The organism is Aquidulcibacter sp. (assembly GCF_044346625.1).
Lineage (GTDB): Bacteria > Pseudomonadota > Alphaproteobacteria > Caulobacterales > Aquidulcibacteraceae > Aquidulcibacter.
Map to the genome: position 1 here is coordinate 1 of NZ_JBIIYV010000030.1, position 14,763 is coordinate 14,763.

At 55.8% G+C, this 14,763-nt stretch carries 16 protein-coding genes; 3 read left to right on the forward strand and 13 right to left on the reverse strand.

Annotated features, from left to right (window positions below):
• Positions 1-486 (reverse strand): alpha/beta hydrolase (locus ACIQ20_RS09100; protein ID WP_395779551.1); only part of this gene is annotated, 486 nt, incomplete at its 3' end.
• A 362-nt stretch (positions 487-848) separates the two neighbouring features.
• On the opposite strand from ACIQ20_RS09100, the gene ACIQ20_RS09105 reads away from it, so the two are divergent.
• A complete protein-coding gene (locus ACIQ20_RS09105; protein WP_313589052.1) occupies positions 849-1,052 on the forward strand; it encodes a cold-shock protein in 204 nt (67 codons plus the stop codon).
• A gap of 65 nt (positions 1,053-1,117) precedes the next feature.
• On the opposite strand, the gene arfB is transcribed toward ACIQ20_RS09105, so the two are convergent.
• From arfB to ACIQ20_RS09125, 4 genes are all read right to left on the reverse strand, one after another.
• The gene (arfB, locus tag ACIQ20_RS09110; protein WP_395779554.1) at positions 1,118-1,537 is read right to left on the reverse strand and encodes an alternative ribosome rescue aminoacyl-tRNA hydrolase ArfB; all 420 of its coding nucleotides are present in this window, start codon (positions 1,535-1,537) and stop codon (positions 1,118-1,120) included.
• 9 nt (positions 1,538-1,546) lie between these two features.
• On the reverse strand, positions 1,547-2,167 hold the full coding sequence (locus ACIQ20_RS09115; RefSeq protein ID WP_395779556.1) for a TIGR02466 family protein: 621 nt from the start codon (positions 2,165-2,167) through the stop codon (positions 1,547-1,549).
• 55 nt (positions 2,168-2,222) lie between these two features.
• Positions 2,223-3,428 carry a pyridoxal phosphate-dependent aminotransferase gene (locus ACIQ20_RS09120; RefSeq protein ID WP_395779558.1) on the reverse strand — a complete coding sequence of 402 codons (1,206 nt, stop codon included), beginning with the start codon at positions 3,426-3,428 and terminating at the stop codon, positions 2,223-2,225.
• Positions 3,429-3,518: 90 nt separating this feature from the next.
• The gene (locus ACIQ20_RS09125) at positions 3,519-4,454 is read right to left on the reverse strand and encodes an L-threonylcarbamoyladenylate synthase (protein WP_395779560.1); all 936 of its coding nucleotides are present in this window, start codon (positions 4,452-4,454) and stop codon (positions 3,519-3,521) included.
• Positions 4,455-4,620: 166 nt separating this feature from the next.
• Between ACIQ20_RS09125 and ACIQ20_RS09130 the strand changes: the two genes are divergently transcribed.
• Positions 4,621-5,106: an SgcJ/EcaC family oxidoreductase gene (locus ACIQ20_RS09130; protein ID WP_395779561.1), complete on the forward strand. Its 486-nt coding sequence runs from the start codon at positions 4,621-4,623 to the stop codon at positions 5,104-5,106.
• A 62-nt stretch (positions 5,107-5,168) separates the two neighbouring features.
• Here ACIQ20_RS09130 and ACIQ20_RS09135 read toward each other — a convergent pair whose 3' ends face one another.
• Genes ACIQ20_RS09135 through ACIQ20_RS09145 form a run of 3 tightly spaced genes read right to left on the reverse strand, consistent with a single transcriptional unit; the run spans position 5,169 to position 7,018 of the window.
• A complete protein-coding gene (locus ACIQ20_RS09135; RefSeq protein WP_395779562.1) occupies positions 5,169-5,774 on the reverse strand; it encodes a YceI family protein in 606 nt (201 codons plus the stop codon).
• Between the two features lie 17 nt (positions 5,775-5,791).
• Entirely contained in the window at positions 5,792-6,376 is a 585-nt protein-coding gene (locus ACIQ20_RS09140; protein WP_395779564.1) for a cytochrome b, read from the reverse strand.
• Positions 6,377-6,379: 3 nt separating this feature from the next.
• A complete protein-coding gene (locus tag ACIQ20_RS09145; protein ID WP_395779566.1) occupies positions 6,380-7,018 on the reverse strand; it encodes a YceI family protein in 639 nt (212 codons plus the stop codon).
• A 188-nt stretch (positions 7,019-7,206) separates the two neighbouring features.
• On the opposite strand from ACIQ20_RS09145, the gene ACIQ20_RS09150 reads away from it, so the two are divergent.
• A complete protein-coding gene (locus tag ACIQ20_RS09150) occupies positions 7,207-9,012 on the forward strand; it encodes an acyl-CoA dehydrogenase (protein ID WP_395779568.1) in 1,806 nt (601 codons plus the stop codon).
• A 99-nt stretch (positions 9,013-9,111) separates the two neighbouring features.
• On the opposite strand, the gene ACIQ20_RS09155 is transcribed toward ACIQ20_RS09150, so the two are convergent.
• The 5 genes from ACIQ20_RS09155 to ACIQ20_RS09175 are packed head-to-tail and all read right to left on the reverse strand — an operon-like array spanning position 9,112 to position 14,683.
• Positions 9,112-9,948 (reverse strand): CheR family methyltransferase, encoded by an 837-nt coding sequence (locus ACIQ20_RS09155; RefSeq protein WP_395779570.1) that lies wholly within the window; start codon positions 9,946-9,948, stop codon positions 9,112-9,114.
• Positions 9,945-11,084, reverse strand: coding sequence for a chemotaxis response regulator protein-glutamate methylesterase (locus tag ACIQ20_RS09160; RefSeq protein WP_395779572.1), 1,140 nt, complete (start codon positions 11,082-11,084; stop codon positions 9,945-9,947). Before ACIQ20_RS09160 ends, ACIQ20_RS09155 begins: the two co-directional genes overlap by 4 nt.
• Positions 11,081-11,455 carry a PleD family two-component system response regulator gene (locus ACIQ20_RS09165; protein WP_395779574.1) on the reverse strand — a complete coding sequence of 125 codons (375 nt, stop codon included), beginning with the start codon at positions 11,453-11,455 and terminating at the stop codon, positions 11,081-11,083. Before ACIQ20_RS09165 ends, ACIQ20_RS09160 begins: the two co-directional genes overlap by 4 nt.
• Before the next feature lie 16 nt (positions 11,456-11,471).
• The gene (locus tag ACIQ20_RS09170; RefSeq protein WP_395779576.1) at positions 11,472-11,954 is read right to left on the reverse strand and encodes a chemotaxis protein CheW; all 483 of its coding nucleotides are present in this window, start codon (positions 11,952-11,954) and stop codon (positions 11,472-11,474) included.
• Positions 11,951-14,683 (reverse strand): chemotaxis protein CheW, encoded by a 2,733-nt coding sequence (locus tag ACIQ20_RS09175; protein ID WP_395779578.1) that lies wholly within the window; start codon positions 14,681-14,683, stop codon positions 11,951-11,953. Before ACIQ20_RS09175 ends, ACIQ20_RS09170 begins: the two co-directional genes overlap by 4 nt.
• Positions 14,684-14,763 lie beyond the last annotated feature (80 nt).

Here is a 14,763-nt window from a genome sequence, read left to right on the forward strand (position 1 = left end):
CAAACGGGGGTTAAGCCAAAGAGGGGTTGAGAAGGCACCGACGCGTCCGAAGATATCTGGCCGCATGATACTGGCATAGAGTGCAAGCGTAGCACCCGAACTGGCCCCCATGATGAGTGTATGGAGCCGATCACTTTTAGTCCGAAAGCGGCGATCAATGAGGGGCTTAAGGGTGTCGGTTAGAAAGGAGATATAGGCATCGGCTTGGCCTGGAAGGCCAGACCACGGCAGGACAGGGTGATATTCTGCGGTGCGGTTCTCTCCACCATTATCGATCCCCACCACAATTGCGCCGGGATCGCCTGACACCGCCAACCGATTGAGCGTCTCGTCGATTTGCCATTCCCCGGCATAGGACGTCGCGCGGTCAAACAGGTTTTGGCCATCTTGCATATAAATCACCGGATAGCGGCGGCGTGAGCTTTGATAGTCTGGCGGCAAGTAGAGCCAGATCCGTCGCGTACGCCCTAAGCTAGGCATAGCCATAGCCTCATCCAAGATCGTCACATTGGCGCTTCGATTGCTGTTTGCGGACTGCCCCCGCGCAATCGATGGCATAGCAATGAGAGCGGCTAGGCTACCTCCGATGACCTGCCGTCGGCAGAGGTTATCAACGTAAGTTGATCCAAACGCCCAGTGTTTCATTTGTGAGATCGCCATTCCTGTGCTACTTACTCGCCTGATCGACGAAACTGGTACTGCCGTCGCATGGTCTTTTTTGCCCGTTTTAGCAAGATAGACCGTGCCTGCTTCCATTCTTCTAAGACGCCGAATGCTGTGCCGGATATCGCACGGTTACTGTGGCTGTAAGCATGCGAAGCGGCCAAACTATGAGAAAGGGTCCCACGATGGCGACCGGAGTTGTTAAGTGGTTCAACGCAACCAAGGGCTATGGCTTTATTCAACCTGATGCAGGTGGCGGCGACGTGTTCGTGCACATCAGCGCAGTTGAGCAGTCGGGCTTGAACGGCCTGAACGATGGCCAAAAAGTTAGCTTTGAACTGAAAACAGAGCGCGGCAAGACCGCAGCGACCGAATTGCAAGTCATCTAATCCATTTGCAAATAGGTGTTTAAGAGGGCAGGGGCGGAAGCTCCTGCCTTTTTTTTGGCTGAAGCTCAGTCCTCACCCACACGACCACGTAGCTTTTTAACGGTCGAGCGGATGGCCTTGCCTTCAAGGCGCTTTTCGCGTGCGGCACGGGTTGGCCGGGTCTTTTTGCGTGGCGGCGGAGGTGGCACGCTGGCGCGATTAATCAGGCCCTGCAGTCGTTCGCGCGCGTCTTGGCGATTGCGCTCTTGGGTGCGAAAGGTCTGGGCCAACAGCACGATGACCCCGTCCTTGGTGGCTCTTGATCCCGCTAACTTAATCAGGCGATCGCGCACATCTTCGGGAAACGACAGGCTGGCAGAAGCGTCAAAGCGTAACTCCACTGCCGTTGAAACCTTATTGACGTTCTGGCCGCCGGGCCCAGAGGCACGCACAAAGGTCTCGCCAATCTCATCTTCGTCAAAGGGGTAAAGGGTTGGAGGGGTCATGGGCGGGCCCTAGACCCAAGCATAGTTAAAGCTGATTGAAACCCGCTTGGACTTGGCGCGGTTCAGCACCACCTCGTGGCGCAACCAGCTCTCCCATAGGATCACCTCGCCGATCTGCGGTGTCAGAAATACAAAGGGCTGGAGATCTGGCGCAGCATCTGGCAAGCGCGTGGGCGCAGCCATCATCATAGCAAGGCGTGGGTCTTCCAACTTTAGCGCGGATGCACCATCGGGCAGCGTGACATAATAGGTGCCCGAAATGACGCTGTGCGGGTGAATGTGGCCCGTATGAACACCGCCGGGCGGCAAGCAATTGACCCACAGACTGTCCAGCTTCAGCTTGCCGCCCGCCAGATCAAAACCAACCTCGTGCGCAAACGCCGCGGCATGCTTGTCGAGTTGGCGCTTTAAGTCCCTAAAGGCGCTGATCCGGGTCGGCAAATCATTGAGCGAGGCATAGGACGTATAGCCCTTATAGCCATTGTCACGGCACCAGCGCAGCCCGGCCGCATCCTCTTGCTCCAGCATGTCGCAACCATCCGCCAAGTCTTGGCGCAAGTCCTCAGGCCCTCGCCCGCCTAAGGGCGCGCGGTAAAGCCGTGTTGCAAAAAGGGAGAACGTCTCTGCCATGAGCGCTCTTAGCCTGAACATGGACGGAAGGGAAGTTTGGCCTAGAAGCGCAGGCCTACTTCAAACCGGCACAGAAGCGTTGAATTCGGCGGCAGGCTTCTTCGAGTGTCTCGGTTGAGGTCGCATAGGAGATGCGGAAGGCGGGGCTACCGCCAAAGGCTGCGCCATGCACGACGGCTACGCCTTCAGACTCCAGAAGCTCGCGTGCGAAATCCTCGTCATTCTCAATCACCACGCCAGATGCTGTGCTCTTACCGATTAGGCCAGCGCAGGATGGGTAGACGTAAAATGCGCCTTCAGGCTTAGGGCAGGTGAGGCCTGACGCTTGGTTGAGCATCGAGACAACCAGATCGCGGCGCTCTTGAAACACTTTGTTGCGGGTGGGCAAAAAGTCTTGTGGGCCATTGAGAGCCTCGACTGCCGCATACTGGCTGATCGAAGTTGGGTTGGAGGTCGATTGGCTCATGATGCCCGCCATGCCCTTGATCAGCCATACAGGCCCAGCGGCATAGCCGATGCGCCAGCCCGTCATAGCATAGGCCTTGGAGACACCGTTCATCGTCAGGGTACGGTCATAGAGGGCAGGCTCTACCGCGGCGATGGTGGCGAACTCAAACCCGTCATAGAGCAAATGCTCATACATATCGTCGGTCAGGATCATCACATGGGGATGACGCAGTAAAACATCTGCCAAAGCGCGCAAATGGGCAGCGCTATAGGCGGCTCCGGTTGGGTTGGAGGGCGAGTTCAAAATTAGCCATTTGGTGGCAGGCGTGATGGCGGCTTCGAGCTTTTCAGCCGACAGGCGGAAGCCTTCTTCGGCAGTAGCTTCCACGATCACAGGGGTTGCGCCCGTCAGATGCACAATATCGGGATAGCTCACCCAATAGGGGGCTGGCACAATCACTTCATCGCCGGGGTTCAGCGTGGCCATGAAAGCGTTATAAATGATCGGCTTACCGCCCGGTGCGACGCTGACTTGGTCTGGTGTATAGGTCAGATTGTTTTCGCGCTTGAACTTGGCGCAGATCGCGGCCTTCAGTTCAGGAATGCCGTCGACATTGGTATATTTGGTTTTGCCGCCGCGGATTGCGGCGATGGCGGCTTCTTTGATATTGTCCGGCGTATCAAAATCTGGCTCACCCGCCCCCAAACCAATGGTGTCGCGCCCAGCCGCTTTTAACTCGCGCTCCTTTTGAGTCACAGCCATGGTTGGGGATGGCTTGATACGGGAGAGAGCGGCAGACTTAAACGGGGTCATTGGGAAACATCCTATGGATGGGCAGAAAAGCTGGCCTCTTTTACGGCGCTGCGCGGGCCGTGCAAGGGCACGGGGTGCGTCTTTTCAGTATCAAGGCTCTGCGGCGCGGGCCAGCCTGTCGGCAATAGCTTCACCTAGTCCAGTCTGGGGAATAGGGGCAATGACTATGGCGCAGGGATTCAGGGCATCTGCGGCGCGCAGCATGGCGAACAAGTTGGCTGCCGCTTCAACCAGATCGCTTGACGAAGATAGGTTGAAATCAGCGCCATCAAAGCCCGGACCAAAACCGATCATCACTTCACCTGCGTCGGCTGTAGAGCCATCCAAGCGTACGGGCGCGCGGGGTGCATAATGACGCAGAACCATCCCGGGCGAAGCTGGGGCTGCTTTGGCAGAGGCGTCAGGGGTAAGCAGGGGCCCCGCAACGGCTTCTAGCGCTTCACGGCTCAAGCCACCTAAGCGCAGCAAGGTCGCTTGATCGCCGGTGACTGCTACCACCGCGCTCTCCAGCCCGATTGCACTGGGTCCACCATCAAGCACGAGCGCGATTCTGTCGCCAAACTCTTCAAGAACATGAGCCGCTGTCGTGGGTGAAGGTCTTCCAGAGACGTTGGCAGACGGGGCCGCGATTGGCTTATCGAAAGCGCGCAACACCTGTTGCATAAGGGGGTGTGAAGGCACCCGCAAAGCAATCGTATCGAGCCCTGCACAGGCCAAGTCGCAGACCGCGCAACCGGGTTGGCGTGGCACCACGAGACTTAAAGGACCCGGCCAAAAGGCTTCAGCCAGCTTTCGTGCCAGCGGGGAGAATTGCCCAAGGGCTTCTGCCGCTTCCAAGCTGACGACATGCGAGATCAGGGGGTTGAAATGCGGGCGGCCTTTGGCGGCAAAAATCTTCGCTACGGCTTCGGCATTGGTCGCATCCGCACCCAACCCATAGACAGTCTCTGTGGGTAGGCCCACCAAGTCGCCGCGCGCAAGGGCCGCCGCGGCGGCAAGCACATTGTTCAAGGGCTTCTGATCCATAGCTGTTCCTGTGACAGTTTAGCCTAGAAAGTCAAAAACAGGGCGCAGCGCGCCCACTGTCAATCACGAAAAGGTCACGCCTTCATCAACTTGACCAGAGCGGCCTTGTGGCGAGTCCGCCTGCCCGACATATGCACCCCGACAGCACTAAATGGAGGTCGTCACTATGAAAAATATCGCATACCTAGCAGCCCTCACCTCCGTGGTCGCCTTGGCCGCAGCGCCTGCACAAGCCGGCGGAAGCAAAACGAAGTGCGCTAAAGCGACCACAGCCCAGGTCGAAGCCCTGTTCCCGCAATTCAACGCTGCATGGGCAACAAAAGACCCAGCCAAAGTGACCCCTTTGTTCGCAAAGGACGCTGTTTTGTTGGCGACCGTGTCCAACACCCCACGTACGACGCCAGAAGCCATCAACGACTATTTCGTTGGCTTCTTGAAGAACAGCCCCGTTGGCTCGATCCAAACCAGCTCCGTACAAGTTGGCTGCAACATCGCAACCCGTCTGGGCACTTGGGATGTCGCTTTGACCAACCCAGACACCAAGGCTGTCACCGTCGTGAAGGCGCGCTATTCCTTCATCTACAAGCTCGAAGATGGCGCTTGGAAAATCTACCACCTGCATTCGTCGATGATGCCAGAGCCAACCAGCTAAGTTCGATGGCTACGGTTCAGGATCTTGAGGCTGGAGCTTTAGGGCTCCAGCCTTCTTTGTGGCTACTTTCGTGTGGCGCGCACGGCGACATTAACGACGGTTTCGCGCGCGACCCACTCAGCGCCCGCGTCAGACTCAAGGCCAAGTTTTAGGGCCATCCGGTCGAGTTTCACTTGGCCCGTCATAGTCGCCACGTTGCCTGAAATGGCGACTGTAAAGGGCAAAGGCACGCGGTAGTTCATGCCCTTAACCGTCAAAATACCTTCAGCAACATAACGGCCGGGGCCAACTGAGCGCATCGATTGGGTGACATAACGAGCGGTGGGGAATTTCCGCGCGTCAAACCAATCCGACGTGGCCAGATTGTCATCTGGCTCTTTCACGCCAGTCAAAGCGCTCCCGGTCATGATGGTGATCACCGCTTGGCTACCAGCAAGATTGTTGGGATCAAACTTAATGTCGCCCGACCACTGACGGAACGTGCCATTGACGGCATTGCCAGCCCATTTGGTCGAGAAGGCAATCCGACTTTGACGCGCATCAATCGTCCAACCCGCAGCGGCGGCTTTGCTGGCGGGGGCCTTTTTAGCGGGTTGCGCATCGGCGAAGTTTAGGGGCGTGGTCAGGGCTGCGAGCGCCAGACTGGCGACCGTGAGAACCTTCAACATCAGATTGTTTCCTTAATCTATTTCGGCCGAATGAAGGGGACCATGCGGGCCATCACATCATCGTCGTCCATGAATACGTGCTTCATTGCTGCGCCCACATGGATCACGAACAGCACGATCACACCCCAAGCAGCGGCACTATGCCCCGATTTGGCTATGCCATTGAGCTCTTTGCGGAACGGCAGATCGGCAAGGGGCAGGCGTGGCCACTCAAACAGGCCCCACCAATGGGTGGCAATATTATAGGGCGAGGTGGAGATGATGACCCAGCCGCCCAGTGGAATGCCAATCATAAGGGCATAGAATGCGAAATGGGTGAACTTAGCCGCGGCAACTTCCCACCCCTTCATGCCTTCGGGCAATGGGGGTGGGGGATTGGCCAGTCGCCAGAACAAGCGAAACAAGGAAAGCAAGAGGATGGTCAGGCCAGCACTTTTGTGTAGTTGAAAAGCCTCAAATTTTTCAGGTCCTTTGAGGTCTTCCATCGCCCAGCCACCCAGGATTTGAACTAGGATTGCCGCAGCGATCACCCAGTGCAACAGGATGGCTACTTTTGTGTAGGATTGGCTTTCTTTAGCCCCTGACCAAGTCTCGCCCGTCATGTTTTAGTCCTTTTTCAAAAACTCAGTTTCGATGATGAGGTCTACTTGATCACCAATTCCAAAATTAATCCAGTTATTCATGCCCCATTCGGAACGCTTAATCGAACCGGTGGCCGAGAAGCCCACATTCTGGACACCACGGAACGGGCTCTTGCGGCCAGTATTGTAGGTCACGTTCAAGGTCACGGGCTTGGTAATGCCAGCGACGGTTAAGTCACCTGTCATGGTGCCAGTCGTGGCCGAGACCGGCGTCAATTTGGTCGATTTGAAGGTGATGGTAGGGTTGGCTTCGGCCTTGAAAACTTGTTTGGCGATTTCAGCGTCAAACTTTGGCAGGCCGGTATTGACCGAGGTGGCATCAATCGTGATGTCAGCACTCGAAGCGCTTGGGTTCTGAGGGTTGAAATTGATGGTGCCCGAGATCTTGTCAAAGCGTGCGGTATAGGTGGACAGGCCGCTGTGATCGAGGCGCCAATGAACTGAAGTATGAGTAGGCTCAACTTCATAAAGGCCGGCAGGTTGAGCAGCCAGATTAGCGGCCTTTGCAGCGTCTGCTGCAGGTGTTGCAGCAGTAGCCGTCATGGCGGCAAAAGCGATCAAGGCGACGGGGGCGGCGAAAGCGAGAAGGAAAGAACGACGCATTACAAATGTCCTTTTGTCTGATTGTCTTGGTCAGCTTGCATCATGGCAAACCATCCGACACTGCATTAGATAGACTCTATCTGCAGACTTGCCGAGTAGCAAAACCCAAAATATCTGAAACAGTCCGTTGCTTGGATTGATGAAGTTCCTATTATCGTCACAAACTTCCGCCCCTAGGAAAAAGTTCCATGACCTATGCCGCCCCCGTCCGCGATATCCGCTTTTCGTTAGAAGAGATTGCAGGGCTTTCTGCGTTGCGGGAACAGGGGCTGTTTGTGGACGCAAGCGCGGATCTGGTTGAGCAGATTTTAGTTGAAGCGGGTAAACTCGCCAGTGATGTCCTCGCCCCGCTGAACGCGCCGGGCGATCGCGCAGGCACCCAGCTTCAGGCCGATGGCACGGTGGTCTCACCGGAGGGCTTTGCTGAGGCCTATCAGCAATTTGTCGAAGGCGCGTGGCTTTCTGTGCCATTTGATCCGGCCATTGGCGGCATGGGCTTGCCGAAGGGTGTAGCCTTGGCTGTGCACGAAATGGTGCATGCCGCCAATATGAGTTTTGGCCTCTGCCCCATGTTGACCTTAGGTGCTGTAGAGGCGCTATCTGCCCACGGCACGCCTGAACAACAAGCGCTTTATCTGCCCAAGCTGGTGACAGGCCAATGGTCGGGCACGATGAATTTGACCGAGCCGCAGGCAGGCTCTGACGTTGGCGCGCTGACGAGCCGCGCCGTTCCACAAGATGATGGCACTTATAAGATTTTCGGCCAGAAGATTTATATCACTTGGGGCGAACATGAGATGGCGGAGAATATCGTCCATCTGGTTCTGGCGCGCCTCCCTGATGCACCCGCTGGCGTGAAAGGCATCTCGCTTTTCCTCGTTCCAAAGTTCATCCCTGATTCCGAGGGTAAGCCAGGCGTGCATAATGATGTGCGTTGTATCGGGCTTGAGCATAAGATGGGCATTCATGCCTCGCCCACCTGTACGATGTCTTATGGCGACACCGGTGGGGCAATTGGTTGGATGATTGGAGAGCCCAATAAGGGCTTGACCTATATGTTCACCATGATGAATTCGGCACGTCTCAATGTAGGCTTACAAGGTGTTGCCGTGGCTGATGCCGCCTTTCAAAAGGCCTATGAGTACGCGATGGAGCGGAAGCAAGGCCGCGCGGAAGGCTGGACAGAAGCTGGCCCCAGCCCGATTTTCCACCATGCAGATGTGCGCCGTATGTTGATGACCATGAAGGCTAAGGTCTCTGCTGCCCGCTCAATCTGTCATATGACGGCATTGGCTTCCGATGTTTCTGAACACGCGCCAACTCCTGAAGCGCGCAAGATTGCCAAAGCGCGCGAAGAATTATTGACCCCAATCGCTAAGGGGTGGTCGACTGACATGGGCGTGGAAGTGGCTTCCCTTGGCGTGCAGATCCATGGTGGCATGGGCTTTGTCGAAGAAGGTGGTGCTGCCCAATTTTACCGAGATGCCCGGATTGCCGCGATTTATGAGGGTACCAATGGCATCCAAGCCATTGATTTGGTTAGCCGTAAGCTGACAATGGATGGTGGTGCGCCGGTGGCGGCCTTGATCGACGAGATGCGCGCGACCGCCCTTGCTTGCGAACAAGCGGGCAATGAGCAGGTAAAATGGATTGGCAAGCGCCTGAGCGAAGCGGTCGACATTTTTTCCGATGCCTCTAACTGGCTGATCCGGGCCCAATCGGGCAACGCCAAGCGCGATGCTTTGGCTGGTGCGACACCATTCTTAAAGCTCGCAGGCGATGTAACGGGCGGATGGACCTTGGCTAAGGGTGCGCTGGCCGCACTTGGTCATCTCAAAGCAAAGTCCGGTGATGCTGCTTATATGACAGCACGCATCTCGCTGGCAGGCTTCTTTGCGGAAAACGTACTGGCGCAAGTGCCGGGCCTATTGGCCTCGGTCACTGCGGGTTCCGATGTCCTGTTTGAGCCAGAGATGGACGCTTTGGCGGGCTGATTTAAGCGCGTTTTGATCCATTTGGATCAAAGTTGCGCGTTAATTCTCTACCAGAGCAACGGCTGATCGTCTCAATCTGAAACAGCTGGCGCGGTTTGATTAGGCCGCAACTTTGGCCGCCATTTTGCTGGGGTCCTGCACATATAGACCGCGGCTACCGGCTACCGGCTTAAAGCTATCGGTAACGCCAAGTACGGTTTCAGCGGCCCCAAGCAACAAATAGCCAGGCCCTTCAACTTGTTGGGCCATCCGTTCGAGGACCATTTTCTTGGTTGGCATGTCGAAGTAAATCAACACGTTACGGCAGAAGATTACGTCGAACTTGCCCAATGCGCGGAAGTCGTCCAGCAGGTTCATGGTGCGATAGCGGATGTTGGTTTTCAGGCGATCGTCAATTTTCCACGCATCGCCCTCCTTCTTGAAATGCTTCAATAGCATTTGCACAGGCAGACCACGTTGCACTTCAAATTGGGTGTAGATGCCAGCCTTGGCCTTCTCCAAGCAGCGCTCAGAAATATCGGTCCCCAAAATCTCAAGTTTGCTGCCGCCTAACTTTGGGCCTAAAGCTTCAGCAATCATGGCCAAGGAATAGGGTTCTTGTCCAGTAGAGGCCGCTGCACACCAGACTTTGATGGTCCCACCACGCTTGCGGGCGACCAATTCTGGCAAGATCGATTGCTCGAAGATGTCAAAAGGCGTTTTGTCGCGAAAGAAGAAGGTTTCGTTGGTGGTCATAGCGTCGACCACCGACTCAATCAGCTTGGCATCGCGGCGCACGCGGATCGCACTGATCAGATCATCGATAGACGAAAAGCCATCCTTGCGGGCAATCGGGGCCAAGCGGCTCTCAACCAGATAGGTCTTGTCGGCTGACAGGACTAAACCTGAACGTTCCCGCACCATGGTCGATACAAACTCAAAATCGGCGGGCTTCATACACTTACTCCACGCATTACATTCAAGATCGCCGGAGCAATCTCGTGAATTGGCTTACACGCTGTGGCGAGACCCGCACGGGCGACTGCGCCGGGCATTCCCCAGACAACGCTGGTTTCTTCGTCTTGGACGATTAATTGCGCGCCCTTGTTGACTAAGGGCTTTGCCCCAAGCAGACCATCTTGACCCATGCCCGTCAGAATGACTGCCAAGGCCTTTTCGCCAAAGATTTCAGCTGCGGACCGGAACATGGGGTCCACGGCTGGACGGCAAAAGTTTTCTGGCGGGGCGTCGCTTAAATTGATACGAGTGACACCTAGATGTCTGCTGACATTCATATGGCGATCACCTGGCGCAATGTAAAAGGCGCCTGGTTGGGCTTGCAGGCCATCGGTGGCTTCAACGACCGAAGCTTTGGTCTGCTTAGACAAGTGGTCAGCCAGAATTTTTGTGAACAATGGCGGCATGTGCTGAGTGATGAAGACTGGCACACGGAGTTTGCCCGCCAACCCCTCAATCACTTCACGTAGCGCCTCTGGGCCACCAGTTGATGAGCCAATGAAAATAGCTTCTGGAACAAGCTTCTGCGTGACGGTGCGAAGGGTTGGTCCCGGTGGTACTTTTGCACGCGCGCCAGCCGAACCCAAAGCCGCCGCATCATAGACTTGGCTTAAGTTTGCCGCAGAAACAGCGCGGGCACCCAAGCTCCGCACCTTTGCTAAAAGGTCGCGCTTATAGTCCGCAGCCCCTGCCAACTGGCTTGCATCGGGCTTGGGGATATAGTCAGACGCACCAGCAGCCAACGCTTTGATCGTAACTTCTGCCCCACGCTGGGTTAGGGTCGAAGCCATGATCACCCGGGCGTTAGGGGCAACTTTGCGGATTGCAGGAAGGGCGGTAACCCCGTCCATAACCGGCATCTCGATGTCGAGAATGATTAGATCCGGCTTGAATTTCTCAGCGTGATCGACGCCGTCTTTACCGTTGACGGCGGCTCCTACTACTTCAATGTCCGCTTCCCCAGACAGCCAGCGGGTCACGAGTCCGCGAATAACTGCAGAGTCGTCGACAACCAGCACGCGGATTTTACGCGCGGAGGCTTGGCCGGTTAGGGGTTGTGCGGGGGACAGACTCATATTGGCGAAACCAAGCCAACTTCAGCAAATTTGGATTGCACAATTTCACTGTCGAATGGTTTCATAATGTATTCATTCGCCCCAGATTCAATGGCTTGGGCAATAGCCGAGATGTCGTTCTCGGTTGTGCAAAACACGACCACTGGCCGGTCGCCACCTGGGTCAGCGCGCAAGTGCCGTAAGAAATCAATGCCATTCATGACGGGCATGTTCCAATCCAACAAGATCGCATCTGGCATGGAACTGCGGCAGAAGGAGAGCGCCTCTGAGCCATCACCGGCTTCTTCAACGCGAAACGATAAATCTTCTAGAATGCGGCGCGCGACTTTTCGGATTACGCGGCTATCATCGACAACAAGGCAAGTCTTCATGATCTTATTTCCTGTTTTAGGCGGTGGCGACGCAGAGGAGGTGGTCAATGTTCAGGGTCATCAAAAGGCGGCCTTCCAAGCGGTAAACTCCTTGGCTGACATCCTTCCAATTCGGGTTTAAATTGACAGGGTTAGGCTCAAAGTCAGAGTCTGAGAGACGCAGAACTTCGCCAACAGAATCTACCAAGATCCCATAAGCTTCACCTTGGTACTCAACGCCCACAGCCATCATACCAGCAAAGCCTTGCGGGCGTGCGGGCAGGCCGAGACGGCAGCGCGCATCAATTGCGGTAACGATGCGTCCGCGCAGATTAAGGACGCCAGCAATCTCGGGCCGCGCGCCAGGAACTGGGGTTAAACCTTTGAGCGAGAAAACATCTTGGATGTCGATAACTTCGACACCAAACAACTGATCCGCGACATGGACTGTCACAAATTCCTTAGTCCCAGCGGTGGCTAGAGCCAATTCGTTTTCATGGCGCGTTGCGAGGGCATTCATGCTGCAATCTCCAAATTGGCGGCGTGTTCGACAGCGGCAATCAGACTTTCGCGATCGGACTTTCGAACCAGCGACGCAAAGCCGGTGGCATCCGCATCGGGCGAGCCTGAAAGCGCGACAATGCTGGTGCCTGCGAGGCGATCATCACTCAGCAAACGCCGAGCCGAGGCTACGTCGACATCAATGTCGGTGAGCACTGCTGAAGGCTTGCGGTACTCAGCACAAACAAGGGCTGCAGAAACCGTGTCAACGGCCTCAACTTCATAGCCAGCCGAACGCAAGAGCGGCGACAATAGGTTGCGGAAGAATGGGTTGCGTTCCACCAAAACGATGTGCTTGGCCGGTTTATTGACGCCTGGATCGTCCCAATTCTTTAAGGCGAGGCTTAGGTAATGGCTGACGTCGAGAACTTCGGTGGCTTTGCCTTTAAGTACAGCGACACCCAGAAGACCGGCACGGTCCGCGGCCATTTCGATGTCCAGCGCCTCGTCGACGATGTCGACAATCTTGTCTACCGCTAAACCTGCGGCCAAGCCATTATAGGTAAAGACCAAAACAGGCTGGACGCCGGTAGTGGCGATTGGCGCGTAGGGGTCGGCTGGTACGATCGGCATCAGCTCACCGCGATACTGCACCAAGGTGCGGCCGTCGCCCTGCTCGAACGTGGTTGCGTCCAATTCTTCTAGGCGCGTCACCAGGGATAGCGGCACCGCCTTTGGCTGCTCACCGCCGGCTTGGAACACGATCATCGAGGTGGTTTCAGGGCGCTGACCGCGCTTTTTCTGCACCGCTTCAATAGCTTCCTCAACAACTTCTTCAGCTTGGCCAACCCGGCGATAAACAGCGCCTGGATCGATAATCATGATGACCGAGCCGTCGCCCAAAATGGTAGCGCCTGAGAAGGTACCCACATCGCCCAATGCCTTGGAAAGCGGTTTCACCACAATTTCTTCGGTATCGAACACTTCGTCGACCACCACACCAAACAATTGGCCCGAGTGCTGCATCACCACGACAAAGGCAGAGGCCGACTCGCCTGTTGCAGGATCGCGCGGCGGTACGCCCAATACTTCGGACAGGTCTACCAAAGGCAGCAAGCGATCGCGCAAGCGCAAAACCCGTGCGGAATTGAGAACTTCGACCTTATGCTCAGAAGCAGCTCCCGCACCCACCAATTCCACAATCGACAATTGTGGGATGGCAAAGCATTGTTGACGAGAGCCAACGACCAAAGCCGATACAATGGCCAAGGTAAGCGGGATTTTGATGAAGAACTTTGTGCCGCGCCCTTCGGTCGATTGCAGGTCAATTGTACCGCCAATTAGCTCGATATTGGTGCGCACCACATCCATGCCGACTCCACGGCCAGAAATGCTGGTGACCGCTGCGGCGGTGGAGAAGCCCGGGGCAAAGATAAAGCGATGGATTTGGGAGTCAGACATCGTCCACGCCAGTTCTTCGCTAACCAAACCATTCTTAATGGCTTTGTCGCGAATGCGCGATGTCGACAGACCAGCCCCGTCGTCTGAGACTTCAATCACGATATGACCGCCTTCATGATAGGCGTTCAAGCGGATTGACCCCATTTCGGACTTGCCATTCGCTAACCGCGTCGCGGGGGCTTCAAGGCCATGGTCGCACGAATTGCGGATCATGTGGGTCAGGGGATCTTTGATCAATTCCAAGACTTGGCGATCAAGCTCAGTCGCCTCACCATCCATAATCAGGTCGATTTTCTTGTTCAGATCACGCGCAGCATCGCGCACGATGCGGGGCAGCTTCTTCCAAGCCGAGCCGATTGGCTGCATGCGGGTCTTCATGACGCTGTCTTGCAATTCAGCCGTAACGGCAGACAGACGCTGCAGAGGCCCCTTAAACTCGCTGTCGGTGGTGTTGCGCACCATTTGCATCAACTGGTTGCGGGTAAGCACCAGTTCAGAAACCATAGTCATCAGGGTTTCGAGCACGTCGACATTCACGCGAATGGTCTGACTGGACGCAACCGCGCCACCTTTGGCCGCTGCATCCTCATCGTCATCTTTGATCGCGCGCATTTCAGGCGCGGCACGGCGCTCTGTAACCGGGGTAGCTGGCTCTATTTCAGCTGGGGCGGCAACTTCAATGACTGCAGTTGAGGTCGCAACAGGCTCAATTTCGTCATCTGGGGTTGCCGACAAGAATGCGGCTTCCAATTCGGCCAAAGAGACTTCGCCGGGGCGTAATTCACGGCCCAGATCGGCGTCCCACCGCAGACCGGTTGTGGATACAGGGGCAGCTTCGACGACCGGTGGCGCTAAAACAGGTTCTGGCGCAGGGGCAGGTGCTGCGGCGGAGGCCGCGCTCGGGGCTGGGTGGCCTTCGGCGGCGAGTTCCAACGCACCAATCAAGGCGCTGTCGTCGCCTTCGGGTTCAGACCCTGTTGCTTCTAATTCTGCCAAAATTTCTTTGATACGGTCGATACTTTCGAGGACGAGCTGCACTTGGTCTGGCGTGGCCACTAAAGTTCCATCACGGAATTTGCCTAAAAGTGTTTCCCCGGCGTGGGCGACAAATTGTAAGCGGGGCAGACCCAAAAAGCCGCAAGTTCCCTTGATGGTGTGAACCAATCGGAAAATACTATTGAGTGTATCACCGTCAGTAGGATCGGCTTCGAAAACAACAAGCTGCGTATCGACTGTTTCAAGGAATTCATTTGTCTCAGTTATGAATTCGCCCAGTAGTTCATCCATAAAACCAGCCCTTTGCCGACGCGTTGACCCTGACGCGGAACGTCAATCCTCTGAACACAATGACGGCGGACGGTTAAGAC

Bases quoted from the DNA above. Each gene is read 5' to 3' on its own strand.
- ACIQ20_RS09115 (WP_395779556.1), bottom strand. From the start codon at position 2,167: ATGGCAGAGACGTTCTCCCTTTTTGCAACACGGCTTTACCGCGCGCCC.
- ACIQ20_RS09150 (WP_395779568.1), top strand. From the start codon at position 7,207: ATGACCTATGCCGCCCCCGTCCGCGATATCCGCTTTTCGTTAGAAGAG.
- ACIQ20_RS09155 (WP_395779570.1), bottom strand. From the start codon at position 9,948: ATGAAGCCCGCCGATTTTGAGTTTGTATCGACCATGGTGCGGGAACGT.
- ACIQ20_RS09170 (WP_395779576.1), bottom strand. From the start codon at position 11,954: ATGAATGCCCTCGCAACGCGCCATGAAAACGAATTGGCTCTAGCCACC.
- ACIQ20_RS09165 (WP_395779574.1), bottom strand. From the start codon at position 11,455: ATGAAGACTTGCCTTGTTGTCGATGATAGCCGCGTAATCCGAAAAGTC.
- ACIQ20_RS09140 (WP_395779564.1), bottom strand. From the start codon at position 6,376: ATGACGGGCGAGACTTGGTCAGGGGCTAAAGAAAGCCAATCCTACACA.
- ACIQ20_RS09160 (WP_395779572.1), bottom strand. From the start codon at position 11,084: ATGAGTCTGTCCCCCGCACAACCCCTAACCGGCCAAGCCTCCGCGCGT.
- ACIQ20_RS09120 (WP_395779558.1), bottom strand. From the start codon at position 3,428: ATGACCCCGTTTAAGTCTGCCGCTCTCTCCCGTATCAAGCCATCCCCA.
- arfB (WP_395779554.1), bottom strand. From the start codon at position 1,537: ATGACCCCTCCAACCCTTTACCCCTTTGACGAAGATGAGATTGGCGAG.
- ACIQ20_RS09145 (WP_395779566.1), bottom strand. From the start codon at position 7,018: ATGCGTCGTTCTTTCCTTCTCGCTTTCGCCGCCCCCGTCGCCTTGATC.
- ACIQ20_RS09125 (WP_395779560.1), bottom strand. From the start codon at position 4,454: ATGGATCAGAAGCCCTTGAACAATGTGCTTGCCGCCGCGGCGGCCCTT.
- ACIQ20_RS09135 (WP_395779562.1), bottom strand. From the start codon at position 5,774: ATGTTGAAGGTTCTCACGGTCGCCAGTCTGGCGCTCGCAGCCCTGACC.
- ACIQ20_RS09105 (WP_313589052.1), top strand. From the start codon at position 849: ATGGCGACCGGAGTTGTTAAGTGGTTCAACGCAACCAAGGGCTATGGC.
- ACIQ20_RS09175 (WP_395779578.1), bottom strand. From the start codon at position 14,683: ATGGATGAACTACTGGGCGAATTCATAACTGAGACAAATGAATTCCTT.
- ACIQ20_RS09130 (WP_395779561.1), top strand. From the start codon at position 4,621: ATGAAAAATATCGCATACCTAGCAGCCCTCACCTCCGTGGTCGCCTTG.